Origin of the sequence: Providencia alcalifaciens, from assembly GCF_020271745.1 — a bacterium.
In the GTDB taxonomy this organism is placed as follows: Bacteria; Pseudomonadota; Gammaproteobacteria; order Enterobacterales; family Enterobacteriaceae; genus Providencia; species Providencia alcalifaciens_B.
This window is the reverse complement of the sequence record NZ_CP084296.1, coordinates 1,379,010-1,395,124: the sequence shown is the minus strand read 5'-3', so window position 1 is coordinate 1,395,124 and position 16,115 is coordinate 1,379,010. Positions and strand designations below refer to the sequence as shown.

Here is a 16,115-nt window from a genome sequence, read left to right as displayed (position 1 = left end):
TAATATGAGTTTATTTCTAGGTAGAGAAATGATTTCCTATGATATGGATTTAAATCGCTCTGAAGGAGAGGAAAGTAAGATACAAGCAAAATTTATTCACGGAACTGATTTTACAATCGCATTTTGGACATTCAAGCCTAAAGCTATCATTCCTCAGCATGTCCACGAACACGAGACAGCAACCACTATCTTAAAAGGTTCTTTAAGATTAACTGTTGATGGCAGAACAGTCTATTTACATCAAGGGGATTCTTTCATTATCCCATCTTGGGCAACTCATGATGCAGAAGCCCTTGAACCCTCAGAAGTTATCGATGTATATACCCCTGTAAGAGAAGACTACCTAGCCAGACAAAATGGCTCTCTAACAACATACTTAAATACATCACAGCAGAAGTAAATGTGTTTAGCCCATAGTTTTTTTGCTTTCATGACTTGAGGTTTTATATGTTACTTACTTACGATTATGATGTGATTACAGGAAAAAATGATGATGCTTATCATAAAACAAAACCGCAATCCCAACCCATTAGCATGCCAAAATCCTGGAGTCCTTCATCATGGAATTTATTTCCTATTGAACAAGATCCTACTTATCCAGATAAATGCGCGTTAGAATATTTTCAATCTCGCCTACAGCAATACCCACCGTTGGTTCTAGCTTCAGAAATCCGTAATTTCAAAAAAAAACTTAGCTCAGTGACCGAAGGTAAGGCATTTATATTACAAGGTGGTGACTGTGCTGAATCTTTCGATAATTGCCGAGCAACCGTCATTCGTGATTTTATCCACACCTGTAATCAAATGTCAGGACTAATACAACAAGCTACAAATCTTCCCGTCATTAAAATTGGTCGGATTGCTGGCCAATATGCCAAGCCGCGTAGCAATTCTACAGAAACTCTAAATGGTGTAGAGCTACCAAGCTATCGAGGAGAAATCATTAATGGCATAGATTTTAATGATAACAGTAGAAGTCCAGACCCACATAGAATGGTCAATGCGTATCATTACGCATCATCCACTCTCAATTTAATTAGAGCACTCAATGAATCTGAGCCCCCTAAATATAAATATGAGTTAAATTTTAAATCTTATTTGGGTTCTACAGAAAAAAAGCATCATGGTCCTTTTCTAAAACAACTATTGAAAATATCAAAAAACATTTCTAAGAATAATGGAATGACAAGCCCCATGCATATCAGTCATGAAGCGCTGTTATTACCTTATGAAGAATCAATGACCAAAAGAGATTCTAGAGACAACAAGTGGTATAACTGCTCTGCGCATATGGTATGGGTAGGGGATAGAACAAGAGATATCAACCAAGCACACATTGAATACCTTAGGGGGATAGAAAATCCTATTGGTATTAAATGTGGGTTAAACATAACACCTGACATGCTGATTGAGCTCATCCATAAACTGAACCCTGCTCAAGAGCATGGAAAAATCATTCTGATAATAAGAATGGGTGCTGATGTAATAAAAGAAAAATTACCATCCTTAGTAAAAGCAATTCAGCGTGAAAATATTCCTGTAATTTGGATGATTGACCCCATGCATGGGAATACTAAGAGCACAGAAAAAGGATATAAAACGAGAGATTTCACTGATGTTTTCAATGAAATGATTCAATTTATCCAAATATTAAAACAAGAAAATGCACATCCTGGAGGGCTTCATTTAGAGATGACCGGCGAAGATGTCACCGAATGTATTGGAGGATTACAAGAAATCAATGCAAATGACCTTCTCTACAAGTATCGCTCCTTGTGCGATCCTAGGCTTAATCGAATGCAATCCCTCGAACTCGCTTATCTGTTAGGTGAGCATTGGTATTAGTCATGTCAATCGATTCAGTAAACATCACTTTCTATAGCTAGATCTTGGCCCCCCATGTACTGGGGGGCATTAATCGACTAACCTTTAATAATATTGCTTTTCTTTATAAGACCAATCACTGACTAATTGATATAAGTTCAAAGGGTTAGACTGCACATCACTCTGCAGCTTTTCAAATTCTTCAGAAGATTTAGGCTTATACTCTGCAATTAATTTGCTCAATGTTTCGGATTTCTCAGAAAACATCTTGGATATTTTCAATCCGTTATACAGAGCCATCGTCGTTAAGGAACTTATTATGAAAGTAGCCATACCGATACCAAAGCTATAGTCAACTTCCAGAATATTTCTTACTAGATTTAAAATTAAGAAAGAAGTCAAAAAGATCACTGCCAGAGAAAGAATAATAGCTCCCTCTTGCCCATTATTAAATTCATTCTCTTGCTGTTTATTCACAGAAATAATCTGCTCGAAGATCTGACTATTTTTGTTTTTCATTTTATCCACCTATTTGATAAGCATTCGCTAATCTATTTAGTTACTCAGTTAATTGATTTACTAAAAACAACTATTTTTAATAGTATATTGATAACTTAACAAAACATCAATTTAACAAAATTGACGCTTTTGGATTACATTTATTATGTGATAAGTGTGGATTCAATGAATAGTATGGAATAAATTCTCATTTACTGCAGATTCTAATCAGGTAATGATAAAAATTATTTAATTATTTCCAAACGCAAAAAAGCCACCCAATGGGTGGCTTCTCGGCTAATTTAATGTCTGGCAGTTCCCTACTCTCACATGGGGAGACCCCACACTACCATCGGCGCTACGGCGTTTCACTACTGAGTTCGGCATGGGGTCAGGTGGGACCACCGCGCTATTGCCGCCAGACAAATTCTGTTTATTCCCGTTTAAGTCTTTTCTTAAACCAGAATATCAATCCTGAACAAGCTGTGTGTCCACCTTGTGGCTTCCACTTTATTGAATCAACTTAATCTCTCTAAAACACCTTCGGTGTTGTCAGGTTAAGCCTCACGGTTCATTAGTATTGGTTAGCTCAACGTATCGCTACGCTTACACACCCAACCTATCAACGTCTTAGTCTTAAACGTTCCTTTAGGACCCTTAAAGGGTCAGGGAAGACTCATCTCAAGGCAAGTTTCCCGCTTAGATGCTTTCAGCGGTTATCTCTTCCGCACTTAGCTACCGGGCAATGCCATTGGCATGACAACCCGAACACCAGTGGTGCGTCCACTCCGGTCCTCTCGTACTAGGAGCAGCCCCTTTCAATCTTCCAACGCCCACGGCAGATAGGGACCGAACTGTCTCACGACGTTCTAAACCCAGCTCGCGTACCACTTTAAACGGCGAACAGCCGTACCCTTGGGACCTACTTCAGCCCCAGGATGTGATGAGCCGACATCGAGGTGCCAAACACCGCCGTCGATATGAACTCTTGGGCGGTATCAGCCTGTTATCCCCGGAGTACCTTTTATCCGTTGAGCGATGGCCCTTCCATACAGAACCACCGGATCACTAAGACCTACTTTCGTACCTGCTCGAGCCGTCACTCTCGCAGTCAAGCTGGCTTATGCCTTTGCACTAACCGCATGATGTCCGACCATGCTTAGCCAACCTTCGTGCTCCTCCGTTACTCTTTGGGAGGAGACCGCCCCAGTCAAACTACCCACCAGACACTGTCCGCACCCCAGATAATGGGGCAACGTTAGAACATCAAACATTAAAGGGTGGTATTTCAAGGTTGGCTCCACGCAGACTGGCGTCCACGCTTCAAAGCCTCCCACCTATCCTACACATCAAGGCTCAATGTTCAGTGTCAAGCTATAGTAAAGGTTCACGGGGTCTTTCCGTCTTGCCGCGGGTACACTGCATCTTCACAGCGAGTTCAATTTCACTGAGTCTCGGGTGGAGACAGCCTGGCCATCATTACGCCATTCGTGCAGGTCGGAACTTACCCGACAAGGAATTTCGCTACCTTAGGACCGTTATAGTTACGGCCGCCGTTTACTGGGGCTTCGATCAAGAGCTTCTCCTTACGGATAACCCCATCAATTAACCTTCCAGCACCGGGCAGGCGTCACACCGTATACGTCCACTTTCGTGTTTGCACAGTGCTGTGTTTTTAATAAACAGTTGCAGCCAGCTGGTATCTGCGACTGGCTTCAGCTCCATGGGTAAACCACTTCACCTAATGCCAGCGTGCCTTCTCCCGAAGTTACGGCACCATTTTGCCTAGTTCCTTCACCCGAGTTCTCTCAAGCGCCTGAGTATTCTCTACCTGACCACCTGTGTCGGTTTGGGGTACGATTAATGATAATCTAGAGCTTAGAGGCTTTTCCTGGAAGCGGGGTATAAGCTACTTCGCCACCGTAGTGACTCGTCATCAGACCTCAGCATATAGTGAACCGGATTTGCCTAATTCACCTGCCTACATCCTTAAACCGGGACAACCGTCGCCCGGCCAGCCTAACCTTCTCCGTCCCCCCATCGCAATTATCACCAGTACGGGAATATTAACCCGTTTCCCATCGACTACGCATTTCTGCCTCGCCTTAGGGGTCGACTCACCCTGCCCCGATTAACGTTGGACAGGAACCCTTGGTCTTCCGGCGTGCGGGTTTTTCACCCGCATTATCGTTACTTATGTCAGCATTCGCACTTCTGATACCTCCAGCATGCCTCACAGCACACCTTCACAGGCTTACAGAACGCTCCCCTACCCAACAATATTTACATATCGCTGCCGCAGCTTCGGTGCATAGTTTAGCCCCGTTACATCTTCCGCGCAGGCCGACTCGACCAGTGAGCTATTACGCTTTCTTTAAATGATGGCTGCTTCTAAGCCAACATCCTGGCTGTCTGAGCCTTCCCACTTCGTTTCCCACTTAACTATGACTTTGGGACCTTAGCTGGCGGTCTGGGTTGTTTCCCTCTTCACGACGAACGTTAGCACCCGCCGTGTGTCTCCCGTGATAACATTCTTCGGTATTCGTAGTTTGCATCGAGTTGGTAAGTCGGGATGACCCCCTAGTCGAAACAGTGCTCTACCCCCGAAGATGAGTTCACGAGGCGCTACCTAAATAGCTTTCGGGGAGAACCAGCTATCTCCCGGTTTGATTGGCCTTTCACCCCCAGCCACAAGTCATCCGCTAATTTTTCAACATTAGTCGGTTCGGTCCTCCAGTTAGTGTTACCCAACCTTCAACCTGCCCATGGCTAGATCACCGGGTTTCGGGTCTATACCCTGCAACTTATTCGCCCAGTTAAGACTCGGTTTCCCTACGGCTCCCCTATACGGTTAACCTTGCTACAGAATATAAGTCGCTGACCCATTATACAAAAGGTACGCAGTCACACCACAAGGGTGCTCCCACTGCTTGTACGTACACGGTTTCAGGTTCTATTTCACTCCCCTCGCCGGGGTTCTTTTCGCCTTTCCCTCACGGTACTGGTTCACTATCGGTCAATCAGGAGTATTTAGCCTTGGAGGATGGTCCCCCCATATTCAGACAGGATAACACGTGTCCCGCCCTACTCGTCGAGTTCACAACACTAACACCTTCGGATACGGGGCTATCACCCTTTACTGCCGGCCTTTCCAGACCGTTCTCCTGATGCTAATGCTGATTAAGACTCTGGGCTGCTCCCCGTTCGCTCGCCGCTACTAGGGGAATCTCGGTTGATTTCTTTTCCTCGAGGTACTGAGATGTTTCAGTTCCCTCGGTTCGCCTCGTTTGACTATGTATTCATCAAACGATAGTGCAACGAATTGCACTGGGTTTCCCCATTCGGAAATCGTCGGTTGTAACGGTTCATATCACCTTACCGACGCTTATCGCAGATTAGCACGTCCTTCATCGCCTCTGATTGCCTAGGCATCCACCGTGTACGCTTAGTCGCTTAACCTCACAACCCGAAGGTGTCTTCTTACAACGAGTGACTGTGCTTCATGATTTCGGCGTTAGTCCGTGCGCGCAATGCTCACATACTATTGTATGCTGCGCTTGCTGTGCGCGGGCTGCCTTGAACTCATTTCGCTCGTCGACTCGATAGTTCAAAGTACACTATTCAAGTTGAGATTTTTGAGAGACTCTCACATTGTTTAAGCGATAAACAATGTGCGTTGTTTTCAATTTTCAGCTTGTTCCAGATTGTTAAAGAGCATAATTATTCGCAATAGACTATTTCTAATCTATTCTGAATAATCAGAAAGTTTATGGTGGAGCTAAGCGGGATCGAACCGCTGACCTCCTGCGTGCAAGGCAGGCGCTCTCCCAGCTGAGCTATAGCCCCATAAAGGTAATTCCAGTATCGATTATCCTTTATATGATTTCTCATTATAAAGTCTTTTTTCTTAGGCAAGGCGTGGGTTAGCGAAGTTTACATAAGTAAACGAGCTGAGCCACAACACAGCATAAGAGAAAAGTGGTAGGCCTGAGTGGACTTGAACCACCGACCTCACCCTTATCAGGGGTGCGCTCTAACCACCTGAGCTACAAGCCTATCGATACCGTTACTCTATTTCATCAGACAATCTGTGTGAGCACTTCACAAGTACACTTCAATGGTAAGGAGGTGATCCAACCGCAGGTTCCCCTACGGTTACCTTGTTACGACTTCACCCCAGTCATGAATCACAAAGTGGTAAGCGCCCTCCCGAAGGTTAAGCTACCTACTTCTTTTGCAACCCACTCCCATGGTGTGACGGGCGGTGTGTACAAGGCCCGGGAACGTATTCACCGTAGCATTCTGATCTACGATTACTAGCGATTCCGACTTCATGGAGTCGAGTTGCAGACTCCAATCCGGACTACGACGTACTTTATGAGTTCCGCTTGCTCTCGCGAGGTCGCTTCTCTTTGTATACGCCATTGTAGCACGTGTGTAGCCCTACTCGTAAGGGCCATGATGACTTGACGTCATCCCCACCTTCCTCCGGTTTATCACCGGCAGTCTCCTTTGAGTTCCCACCATCACGTGCTGGCAACAAAGGATAAGGGTTGCGCTCGTTGCGGGACTTAACCCAACATTTCACAACACGAGCTGACGACAGCCATGCAGCACCTGTCTCAGAGTTCCCGAAGGCACTAAAGCATCTCTGCTAAATTCTCTGGATGTCAAGAGTAGGTAAGGTTCTTCGCGTTGCATCGAATTAAACCACATGCTCCACCGCTTGTGCGGGCCCCCGTCAATTCATTTGAGTTTTAACCTTGCGGCCGTACTCCCCAGGCGGTCGATTTAACGCGTTAGCTCCGGAAGCCACTCCTCAAGGGAACAACCTCCAAATCGACATCGTTTACAGCGTGGACTACCAGGGTATCTAATCCTGTTTGCTCCCCACGCTTTCGCACCTGAGCGTCAGTCTTTGTCCAGGGGGCCGCCTTCGCCACCGGTATTCCTCCACATCTCTACGCATTTCACCGCTACACATGGAATTCTACCCCCCTCTACAAGACTCTAGCTGACCAGTCTTAGATGCCATTCCCAGGTTAAGCCCGGGGATTTCACATCTAACTTAATCAACCGCCTGCGTGCGCTTTACGCCCAGTAATTCCGATTAACGCTTGCACCCTCCGTATTACCGCGGCTGCTGGCACGGAGTTAGCCGGTGCTTCTTCTGTTGGTAACGTCAATCGTTGATGATATTAGCATCAACGCCTTCCTCCCAACTGAAAGTACTTTACAACCCTAAGGCCTTCTTCATACACGCGGCATGGCTGCATCAGGCTTGCGCCCATTGTGCAATATTCCCCACTGCTGCCTCCCGTAGGAGTCTGGGCCGTGTCTCAGTCCCAGTGTGGCTGATCATCCTCTCAGACCAGCTAGGGATCGTCGCCTTGGTGAGCCATTACCTCACCAACTAGCTAATCCCATATGGGTTCATCCGATAGCGCAAGGACCGAAGTTCCCCTGCTTTGCTCCTAAGAGATTATGCGGTATTAGCTACCGTTTCCAGTAGTTATCCCCCTCTATCGGGCAGATCCCCATACATTACTCACCCGTCCGCCGCTCGTCAGCGAGAAGCAAGCTTCTCCTGTTACCGCTCGACTTGCATGTGTTAGGCCTGCCGCCAGCGTTCAATCTGAGCCATGATCAAACTCTTCAATTAAAAAGCTTGATGCTCAAAGAATGTTTACTGTCGTTTGATTTCCGAAGAAACCAAATTACCTATTAGTTCATATATATGAATTAACGTGTTAGTCACTCTTCAAGACTTAAAATCAAATATTTTTTTGATAGTGTCCTGTGAGTGCCCACACAGATTGTCTGATAAATTGTTAAAGAGCGGTGCGACTTAATCTTTACGATTATCAACTTTAGGTCGTTGTCGCGAGGTGTCGTATACTACGTTTTTTATTTAGAAAGTCAAGCGATTATTTTCAACTATTTTCTTTCTTCACCTCTGTTATCACGGGGCTTCGAGGTTTTCTTCGAGCCGGTTTGTCGTGACAACGGATGCGCATTATAGGGAGCTGCCAAAATCTCGCAAGTGTTTTTTTACATATTTATTTCGTTCGCGCTTTTTTTAGCCAAATATGACTTAATAGCATAAATTACTACTATTTTTTGACTATTTCAGCAGCAATAATTGATTTACTCACGTAACATATCATTGATTAGTATCTGTATGAGATGAATTATGGAATTGAGCAAACAACAAAATGCCTCACAAAAAAACCTCTCTTTTATTATTGCGCGGAGTCTTGGGCAGCTCATATTAAAAGGCACCTACTTATCTGACTCTATTCTTCCCAGTGAATTGGAATTATCAAAGCAGTTTAATGCCAGCCGAACCGCCATAAGAGAAGCCATTAAAACATTAGCTGCAAAAGGCATGGTTTTAGCTCGTCCTCGAATTGGTACGCGAGTCATGCCCGCATCTAATTGGAACTTTCTCGACCAAGACTTATTAAATTGGTGGATTAATAGCGAAGAAAAATCCGTAGTGATTAAACATTTTCAAGTTGTTCGCCTCGCCATTGAGCCTCAAGCTTGCTATCTCGCTGCACTGAATGCCACAGAAGAGCAAAAACAATCTCTGCAATTACTATCAAATGAAATGGTAACCTTAGAAAAAGAGTTCGATAGACCTCACTGGATAAAAGTTGATTTTCGTTTTCATCTCTCTATCTATCGGGCGTGCTGTAATCCTTTTTTAATTTCGTTCGCTAATCTCTTTAGGTCGGTGTACCAGCTTTATTTTGATTCAATAACAGAAAATGATGCAATTGAAGTGGAACTTCATCAACAACTTGCCGATGCTATTATTAATGGCAATAGTCGTGAAGCTTACGATCTCTGCTATACCTTATTAACGACAACGAAAAAATAAGCTCACAGAACGAATTCGCTCACCAAATTTATCAATAGGTAACGGATGTTTAAAACTGCTAAAAATATGTCGGGTTTGCCATGGATTGCCGCGATGGCTTTCTTTATGCAAGCGTTAGATGCCACGATATTGAATACGGCACTGCCCGATATCGCCAAAAGTTTGCATCACTCCCCATTAGCGATGCAATCAGCCGTGGTGAGCTATACCCTAACAGTTGCACTGTTAATTCCGGTGAGTGGCTGGTTTGCCGATAGATTTGGTACTCGACGTATCTTTATTATTGCGGTTTCTCTGTTTTCGTTAGGATCATTACTCTGCGCCCTTTCCCCCTCATTGACTGTGCTAGTTATTTCTCGCGTTATCCAAGGAATTGGCGGTGCGATGATGATGCCAGTGGCGCGGCTCGCATTAATTAGGGCGTATCCGCGTAGTGAACTTCTGCCTATTTTGAATTTTGTCACCATCCCTGGATTAGTCGGTCCCATCTTAGGGCCTCTGTTAGGTGGTATTCTCGTCACCTATGCCACATGGCATTGGATATTCATTATTAATATCCCTATTGGCGTGCTTGGGATTGTATATGCATTAAAACATATGCCTGATTTTAAAATGCCAAAACGTAAGTTCGATACCCTTGGATTTATTTTATTTGGGTTTGGCTTGGTCATGCTCTCTGTCAGTTTGGATCTGTTTAGCGATAAATCACTGTCGAGCTATGTTCCTTTGGCAATTGTTCTAGGCGGTTTTCTTTGTCTTCTTCTTTATATACTTCACGCAAGACGCATTAAGCACGCCATTATTCCACTCAACTTATTTAAGACGAGAACCTTTTCCATTGGTATTAGCGGTAATATCGCCACTCGATTAGGTACTGGAAGCATTCCATTCTTAATGCCATTGATGCTACAAGTGGGATTTGGTTATGAAGCGGTGGTGGCGGGAATGATGATGGCTCCGCTGGCCATTGGCTCGATTACGGCCAAATCCGCAGTCACAAGAATTCTAACTCGATTTGGATACCGCAATACGCTATTTACTGTCACGGTGATTATTGGGTTGATGGTCTCGCAGTTTTCGCTGCAATCCCCAGATATGTCGATTTATCTGCTTATCGTTCCGTTGTTTATTTTAGGGATGGTAATGTCTACCCAGTTCACTGCAATGAACACCATTTGCTTAGCGGACTTAACGGATAATAACGCCAGTGCCGGCAACAGCATGTTAGCGGTGACTCAACAACTTTCGATTAGCTTTGGGATCGCGGTGAGCGCCACCATATTGAGCTTTTTTGATAATCAACCAAATAGCAATGTCGTGGATAACTTCCATTACACCTTTATTACGATCGGGGCTATCACGTTACTTTCTGCCTTTGTGTTTCTATTCCTCAGTAAAACCGATGGCGATAATTTAATTAAAGGCAAAAAATCCGAGAAAACGCAGAATTAGCGTTTCCTCACCGATTGGCGTTCCACTAATTTTGGTGTTAAGACTAAAACGGATGGTTCCGCATCTGGGTTATCCATTCGATAAATGAGTTGGTTAACCGCTTGCTGACCAAGTTCATCTTTCGGCTGATGAACAGTGGTGAGTGGTGGGATCATATAAGAAGAGAGCGCAATATCGTCATAACCAATAATGGAAATGTCGTCAGGCACTTTCATGCCTTTCTGGTAAATCGCTTGGTAAGCACCGACCGCCATCGCGTCATTCCCCGCAAAAATGGCATCAGGGGGATTCGGTAACGCCAAGAGTTTATTCATCGAATCAAAACCACCAGAAAACTCAAAATCACTAAAGATAATGTATTCTTCGTGGATATTAAGGGATGCCGCCTTCATGGCATGAAGGAAACCTTGGTAACGCGCTTGTGCGGGGGATTTATCTTGAGGGCCCGCAATGCAGGCGATTCGAGTAAAACCTGCATCAATTAAATGACGCGTGGCAATTTCACCGCCGAGGAAAGAGTTATCCTGAATAATATCCCCAGCTGATTCAAACGGAGACCAGTCCATCATCACCGTAGGAACGGATGGATAACGGGAAAATACGGCTTTGGATGGTCCCTGCACCTCGGTGCACATAATCAAAAGCCCATCGACGCGCTTTTGCAGAAGGGTTTCTAAGCTATGATCCATTCGCTTGAAATCCCCTTCGGTGTTACACAGGATCAAACTGTAGCCTAATTCGTAGCAACTACGTTCTACACCGCGCACGACTTCCGCATAAAACGGGTTGTTACTAGCGGTCAGTAACATTCCGATGGTATTGGTGCGGTTCATCTTCAAACTCCTCGCTAAGGCCGATGGCGCATAGTTGAGTTGTTCGATGGCACTTTTTACCCGTGAAGTGACGCTTTCGCTAACATAGCGATTTTGGTTGATAACATGGGAGACGGTGGATGTTGACACGCCAGCAAGGCGAGCAACATCTTTCATTGTTGCCACAAATTAATCCTATCGAAGAAGAAACTGGTCTATTTCATTACGCCATGGAACTGAAGGTTGTGCGCCGGGACGCGTCACTGCAATTGCAGCCGCCGCATGGGCAAAGACAATAGCATCTTCATCGGACTGACCTTCAAGTAGCGCAGTTACATACGCCCCATTGAATGTATCACCTGCTGCAATGGTGTCCACCGCTTTCACTTTAAAGCCAGGAATTATTTTGCCTTGCTTGCCAGATTCACTGTACCAAACCCCTCTGGCACCCAATGTAATCATCACTTTATTAATGCCTTTTAGATGCAGTGCTTGCGCCGCTTTTTGTGCGCCGTCTTCATCATTAACCGCGATGCCCGTTAAATGCTCCGCTTCCGTTTCATTTGGCGTGATCACATCCACCAGCGACAGTAGCGAATCAGGCAACGCTTGTGCAGGCGCTGGGTTTAAGATCACTTGGGTTTGATGTTGACGCGCAATCTTAGCCGCCATTTGGACAGTTTCAATCGGGGATTCAAGCTGCATCAATAGCGCATCAGCGTCGATAATTTTTTGCTGGTACTCTGCTAGTCGCTCTGTGGAGAGATGGCCATTAGCCCCAGCATTAATCCCAATAATATTTTCGCCTTGCCCGTTTACATAAATCAGTGCAACACCCGTTGTTTCGCCCTCAACTGAATCAATACAATCAATCTTAATGGTATCTTTTTGCAGTTGTTTTTTGATGCTGATGCCAACATCATCATCACCAACACAAGCAATAAATGTAATATCAGCGCCACTACGACCTGCGGCTACCGCTTGGTTAGCACCTTTACCGCCGAAAGCAACTTGGTAACTATCACCTCTTACTGTTTCGCCTGGCTGGGGAAACTGTTGCACATTAAGAATGTGGTCAACGTTGATACTACCTAAAACAACCAGTTTAGCTGCTGCCATCACATTTATGTCCTTTTGCTACGCAATGAAATAAACCGCCGCTAAATTCACGGCGATTTATCAATCTTATTGTTTTATCAAGGATAATTATCTTATATAGAATTGTTGTTTTACTAAAAATTACTGTTTTACCACGAGTTCTAATTCAACGGGAACTGTTGCTTCGACTTTCTCGCCTTTTAATACTTTATCTGCGATCTGAACCCCAACAATACCAATTTGATCTGGGCGTTGAGCAATTGTCGCGCCTAATTTTCCACCTTGAACTGCTTTGATACCATCATTTGTACCATCAAAACCCACCACTAAAACATCATCACGACCGGCAGTTTGTAATGCTCTTAACGCACCTAATGCCATTTCATCGTTTTGAGCAAAAACAGCCTGAACAGCAGGATGGGCAGTCAGTAAGTTTTGCATAACGTTCAAGCCTTTCGTTCTGTCGAAATCTGCGGGCTGGCTCGCTAATACATTGAATTTATGCTCTTTCGCACCAGTATTGAAACCTTCACCACGTTCACGAGCAGCAGAAGTTCCAGAAATTCCTTCTAATTGAATAACTTTGGCATCATTGCCCGTTTTTTTGGCGATAAAGTCTGCTGCCATTTTTCCGCCCATGCGGTTATCAGAGGCAACATGGCTCACCACTTCACCTTTGTTAGCGGCGCGGTCTAAGGTGATCACTGGGATTTTCGCTTTGTTTGCCATCAAGATAGAGTTACCCACGGCATCAGAGTCAGTTGGGTTGATCAGCATTAATTTGGTGCCACGAACCGTTAAATCTTGGACGTTCGCTAACTCTTTCGCTGGGTTATCTTGAGAATCCAAAACAATCAGTTCATAACCCAGCTTGTCCGCTTCTTTTTGTGCCGCATCTTTCATGGTTACAAAGAATGGGTTGTTCAGGGTTGAAATAACCAGCGCGATGCTCTCTTTGGCCATCGCGTTCACACTGACGGTTGCTGTTAGTGCAAAAGCGGTAAATAAAGTCGCTAATTTGTTCAGTTTCATAAGAAAATTCCTGTCGTTATCGGGTAGGGGTCAGAATCACTATTTTTTGTTATCAACAAGTACAGCTAATAAAATCACAACAGCTTTTACGATCATTTGGTAGTTCGAGGAAATACCTAATAAGTTCAAACCATTGTTTAAGAAACCAAGGATCAGCGCACCAATCAGCGTACCAACTATGCGCCCTTTACCACCAGCGAGGCTTGTGCCCCCCAATACAACCGCGGCAATGGCATCCAGTTCATAACCGTTACCTGCCATTGGCTGAGCTGAAGATAAACGTGCAACTTCAATCACACTCGCCAGCGCTGCTAATAAACCACACAGGGAGTAAACGATAATTTTAATTTTATCGACATTAATACCGGATAGGCGGGTCGCTGATTCATTTCCGCCTAACGCATAGATATAACGACCTAAACGAGTGTGGTGTAGCATGTACCATGCCGCAGCAAACACAATAACCATTAACCATACAGGGGTAGGAATACCTAATGGGCGACCGATACCAAACCAGCCAAATAGGTCTGCATTGTCACTAAAGCCCGTATTGATTGGGCTACCATCGGTATAAACACGGGTTACACCTCGCAGTAATAACATCATGACCAATGTGGCGATAAAAGCTTGAACTTTACCTTTTGCGACAATCACCCCTGTGCATGCCCCAATTGCAGCACCGAGCGCTAATGCTCCTGCGACAGCAACAAAGGCATTTACTTCAGCACCGACCATCGATGCGGCCACTGCGCCTGTTAATGCCAACAGTGATCCCACAGATAAATCAATGCCTGAGGTCAGAATCACTAACGTCATTCCCACCGCCATAATCGCGTTAACAGAAGTCTGTTGCAGGATATTAAACAGGTTGTTGACCGTAAAAAAGTTGGGACTTAAGGTTGAAACAATCGCAATTAATACTAATAGGGCGATTAAGGATTTTTGCTCCATTAGCCATGCTTTGCTGAAGTAGCGTTTTGATGGTGCGGTTGTTGAACTCATGCTGTTAACTCCTGAACTGAGCCGTAATTTTTACCGACTGCGGCCGCCATTAAGGCTTCCTGCGTTGCTTCTTTGGCAGAGAATTCGCCGCTGATATGCCCTTCATGCATAACCAAAATGCGATCACTCATCCCAATCACTTCAGGCATTTCTGAAGATACAAGGATGATACTCAGCCCTTCTTTTTTAAATTGGTTGATTAGTTGGTAAATTTCTTTTTTTGCCCCAACGTCGACACCACGGGTTGGCTCATCAAGGATAAGCACTTTCGGTCGCGTCATTAATCCACGGGCAATCGCCACTTTTTGCTGGTTACCACCAGATAAGTTGCCAATAATTTGGTCCATGGATGGGGTTTTAATATTAAATAAGCGGATAAAATCCCCCACGGTCATTTGCTCTTCACCATGTTTTAATGTGCCGCCAAAGTGGCTGAAGTAACCTAATGCGGTTAAGGACATATTTTCTTTTACTGACATCCCCAGTACTAAACCATCGCGTTTACGGTCTTCCGAAATATAAACGATACCGTTATGCAAACCATCTTGCGGGGTTTTTAAGGTGACGTTTTTACCTTCTAATTGGATATTGCCAGATTTTTTTGGGGCCGCACCGTAGATGATTTTCATCAATTCCGTACGTCCAGCCCCCATCAAACCTGAAACACCTAGAATTTCACCGCTTTTTAGCGTGAAACTGGCATTGGTTACACCGGGGCCAGAAACATTTTCAACTTGAAGACGAATATCGCCAACAGGTACATCGACTCGCGGATATTGGTCTTCCAGTTTACGTCCTACCATCATCTCAATCAGCTTTTCTTCTTCTAATTCACTGACCGGCTTTTCACCAATAAACTGACCATCACGAAAAACGGTCACATCATCGCAAATTTCGAAGATTTCTTTTAAACGATGAGAGATATACACAATGCCGCAGCCTTGGGATTTTAAATCTTCAATCACACGAAAGAGTGAGGCAGTTTCGGTATCGGTCAGTGCGTCCGTCGGTTCATCCATAATGATGACTTGAGACTGAAAGCTGAGAACTTTGGCAATTTCCACCATTTGTTGTTCACCGATGGATAATTCGGCAATAGTTTGGTGGCTATCGTAATCAAGGTTTAATCGCTGAAGGAGTTTGTCTGATTCACTGAACATTTTTTTCCAGTCGATTTTGCCGAATTTATTCACAAATTCGCGACCTAAAAAGATGTTTTCAGCGATGGTGAGCTCGGGAATTAAATTCAGTTCTTGGTGAATGATCCCGATCCCCGCCTCTTGGGAACTTTTCGGACCATTAAACGCCACTTCTTTGCCAAGGTAACGGATCGCTCCCGCGTCTTTGTTGTAGATCCCTGTGAGCACTTTCATCATGGTGGATTTACCCGCACCATTTTCCCCTACCAGCGCCATGACTCGACCAGGGTAGACTTTTAAGGCGGCTCCCGAGAGGGCTTTTACACCGGGAAAGGCTTTATCAATGCCGATAAGTTCTAATAAAGGTTGCAT

10 protein-coding genes, 2 tRNA genes and 3 rRNA genes are annotated in these 16,115 nt (G+C 44.6%); 4 read left to right on the top strand and 11 right to left on the bottom strand.

Annotated features, from left to right (window positions below; all coding sequences use genetic code 11):
* Positions 1-4: 4 nt before the first annotated feature.
* Both LDO51_RS06410 and LDO51_RS06405 read left to right on the top strand, forming a co-directional pair.
* On the top strand, positions 5-400 hold the full coding sequence (locus LDO51_RS06410) for a cupin domain-containing protein (RefSeq protein WP_225576761.1): 396 nt from the start codon (positions 5-7) through the stop codon (positions 398-400).
* A gap of 47 nt (positions 401-447) precedes the next feature.
* A complete protein-coding gene (locus LDO51_RS06405; RefSeq protein WP_225576760.1) occupies positions 448-1,845 on the top strand; it encodes a 3-deoxy-7-phosphoheptulonate synthase class II in 1,398 nt (465 codons plus the stop codon).
* A gap of 84 nt (positions 1,846-1,929) precedes the next feature.
* Here the strand turns inward: LDO51_RS06405 and LDO51_RS06400 are convergent, their stop codons facing one another.
* From LDO51_RS06400 to LDO51_RS06375, 6 genes are all read right to left on the bottom strand, one after another.
* Positions 1,930-2,343: a hypothetical protein gene (locus LDO51_RS06400; RefSeq protein WP_225576759.1), complete on the bottom strand. Its 414-nt coding sequence runs from the start codon at positions 2,341-2,343 to the stop codon at positions 1,930-1,932.
* Between the two features lie 286 nt (positions 2,344-2,629).
* Positions 2,630-2,745 (bottom strand): 5S ribosomal RNA (gene rrf, locus LDO51_RS06395).
* A 130-nt stretch (positions 2,746-2,875) separates the two neighbouring features.
* Positions 2,876-5,781, bottom strand: a 23S ribosomal RNA gene (locus tag LDO51_RS06390).
* 311 nt (positions 5,782-6,092) lie between these two features.
* Positions 6,093-6,168, bottom strand: a tRNA-Ala gene (locus LDO51_RS06385).
* 133 nt (positions 6,169-6,301) lie between these two features.
* Positions 6,302-6,378, bottom strand: a tRNA-Ile gene (locus tag LDO51_RS06380).
* 65 nt (positions 6,379-6,443) lie between these two features.
* Positions 6,444-7,984, bottom strand: a 16S ribosomal RNA gene (locus LDO51_RS06375).
* Together the 16S, 23S and 5S rRNA genes with 2 tRNA genes alongside form the textbook arrangement of a ribosomal RNA operon.
* 531 nt (positions 7,985-8,515) lie before the next feature.
* Here LDO51_RS06375 and LDO51_RS06370 point away from each other — a divergent pair.
* On the top strand, positions 8,516-9,208 hold the full coding sequence (locus tag LDO51_RS06370; protein ID WP_225576758.1) for a FadR/GntR family transcriptional regulator: 693 nt from the start codon (positions 8,516-8,518) through the stop codon (positions 9,206-9,208).
* A 45-nt stretch (positions 9,209-9,253) separates the two neighbouring features.
* The gene (gene mdtD / locus LDO51_RS06365; protein WP_225576757.1) at positions 9,254-10,660 is read left to right on the top strand and encodes a multidrug transporter subunit MdtD; all 1,407 of its coding nucleotides are present in this window, start codon (positions 9,254-9,256) and stop codon (positions 10,658-10,660) included.
* Here the strand turns inward: mdtD and rbsR are convergent.
* From rbsR to rbsA, 5 genes are all read right to left on the bottom strand, one after another.
* Positions 10,657-11,658 carry a ribose operon transcriptional repressor RbsR gene (gene rbsR, locus LDO51_RS06360; RefSeq protein WP_225576756.1) on the bottom strand — a complete coding sequence of 334 codons (1,002 nt, stop codon included), beginning with the start codon at positions 11,656-11,658 and terminating at the stop codon, positions 10,657-10,659. The genes mdtD and rbsR overlap by 4 nt on opposite strands.
* Positions 11,659-11,667: 9 nt before the next feature.
* A complete protein-coding gene (rbsK, locus tag LDO51_RS06355) occupies positions 11,668-12,591 on the bottom strand; it encodes a ribokinase (protein ID WP_225576755.1) in 924 nt (307 codons plus the stop codon).
* A gap of 120 nt (positions 12,592-12,711) precedes the next feature.
* Positions 12,712-13,602, bottom strand: a complete 891-nt coding sequence (rbsB, locus tag LDO51_RS06350; protein WP_108479110.1) for a ribose ABC transporter substrate-binding protein RbsB — start codon at positions 13,600-13,602, stop codon at positions 12,712-12,714.
* A 39-nt stretch (positions 13,603-13,641) separates the two neighbouring features.
* Positions 13,642-14,604 carry a ribose ABC transporter permease gene (rbsC, locus tag LDO51_RS06345; protein WP_036950589.1) on the bottom strand — a complete coding sequence of 321 codons (963 nt, stop codon included), beginning with the start codon at positions 14,602-14,604 and terminating at the stop codon, positions 13,642-13,644.
* Positions 14,601-16,115 (bottom strand): ribose ABC transporter ATP-binding protein RbsA, encoded by a 1,515-nt coding sequence (rbsA, locus tag LDO51_RS06340; RefSeq protein WP_225576754.1) that lies wholly within the window; start codon positions 16,113-16,115, stop codon positions 14,601-14,603. Before rbsA ends, rbsC begins: the two co-directional genes overlap by 4 nt.

Excerpts from the sequence above, each read along its gene's own strand:
- rbsB (WP_108479110.1), bottom strand. The coding sequence starts at position 13,602 with ATGAAACTGAACAAATTAGCGACTTTATTTACCGCTTTTGCACTAACA.
- rbsC (WP_036950589.1), bottom strand. The coding sequence starts at position 14,604 with ATGAGTTCAACAACCGCACCATCAAAACGCTACTTCAGCAAAGCATGG.
- LDO51_RS06400 (WP_225576759.1), bottom strand. The coding sequence starts at position 2,343 with ATGAAAAACAAAAATAGTCAGATCTTCGAGCAGATTATTTCTGTGAAT.
- rbsK (WP_225576755.1), bottom strand. The coding sequence starts at position 12,591 with ATGGCAGCAGCTAAACTGGTTGTTTTAGGTAGTATCAACGTTGACCAC.
- LDO51_RS06405 (WP_225576760.1), top strand. The coding sequence starts at position 448 with ATGTTACTTACTTACGATTATGATGTGATTACAGGAAAAAATGATGAT.
- rbsA (WP_225576754.1), bottom strand. The coding sequence starts at position 16,115 with ATGCAACCTTTATTAGAACTTATCGGCATTGATAAAGCCTTTCCCGGT.
- mdtD (WP_225576757.1), top strand. The coding sequence starts at position 9,254 with ATGTTTAAAACTGCTAAAAATATGTCGGGTTTGCCATGGATTGCCGCG.
- LDO51_RS06410 (WP_225576761.1), top strand. The coding sequence starts at position 5 with ATGAGTTTATTTCTAGGTAGAGAAATGATTTCCTATGATATGGATTTA.
- LDO51_RS06370 (WP_225576758.1), top strand. The coding sequence starts at position 8,516 with ATGGAATTGAGCAAACAACAAAATGCCTCACAAAAAAACCTCTCTTTT.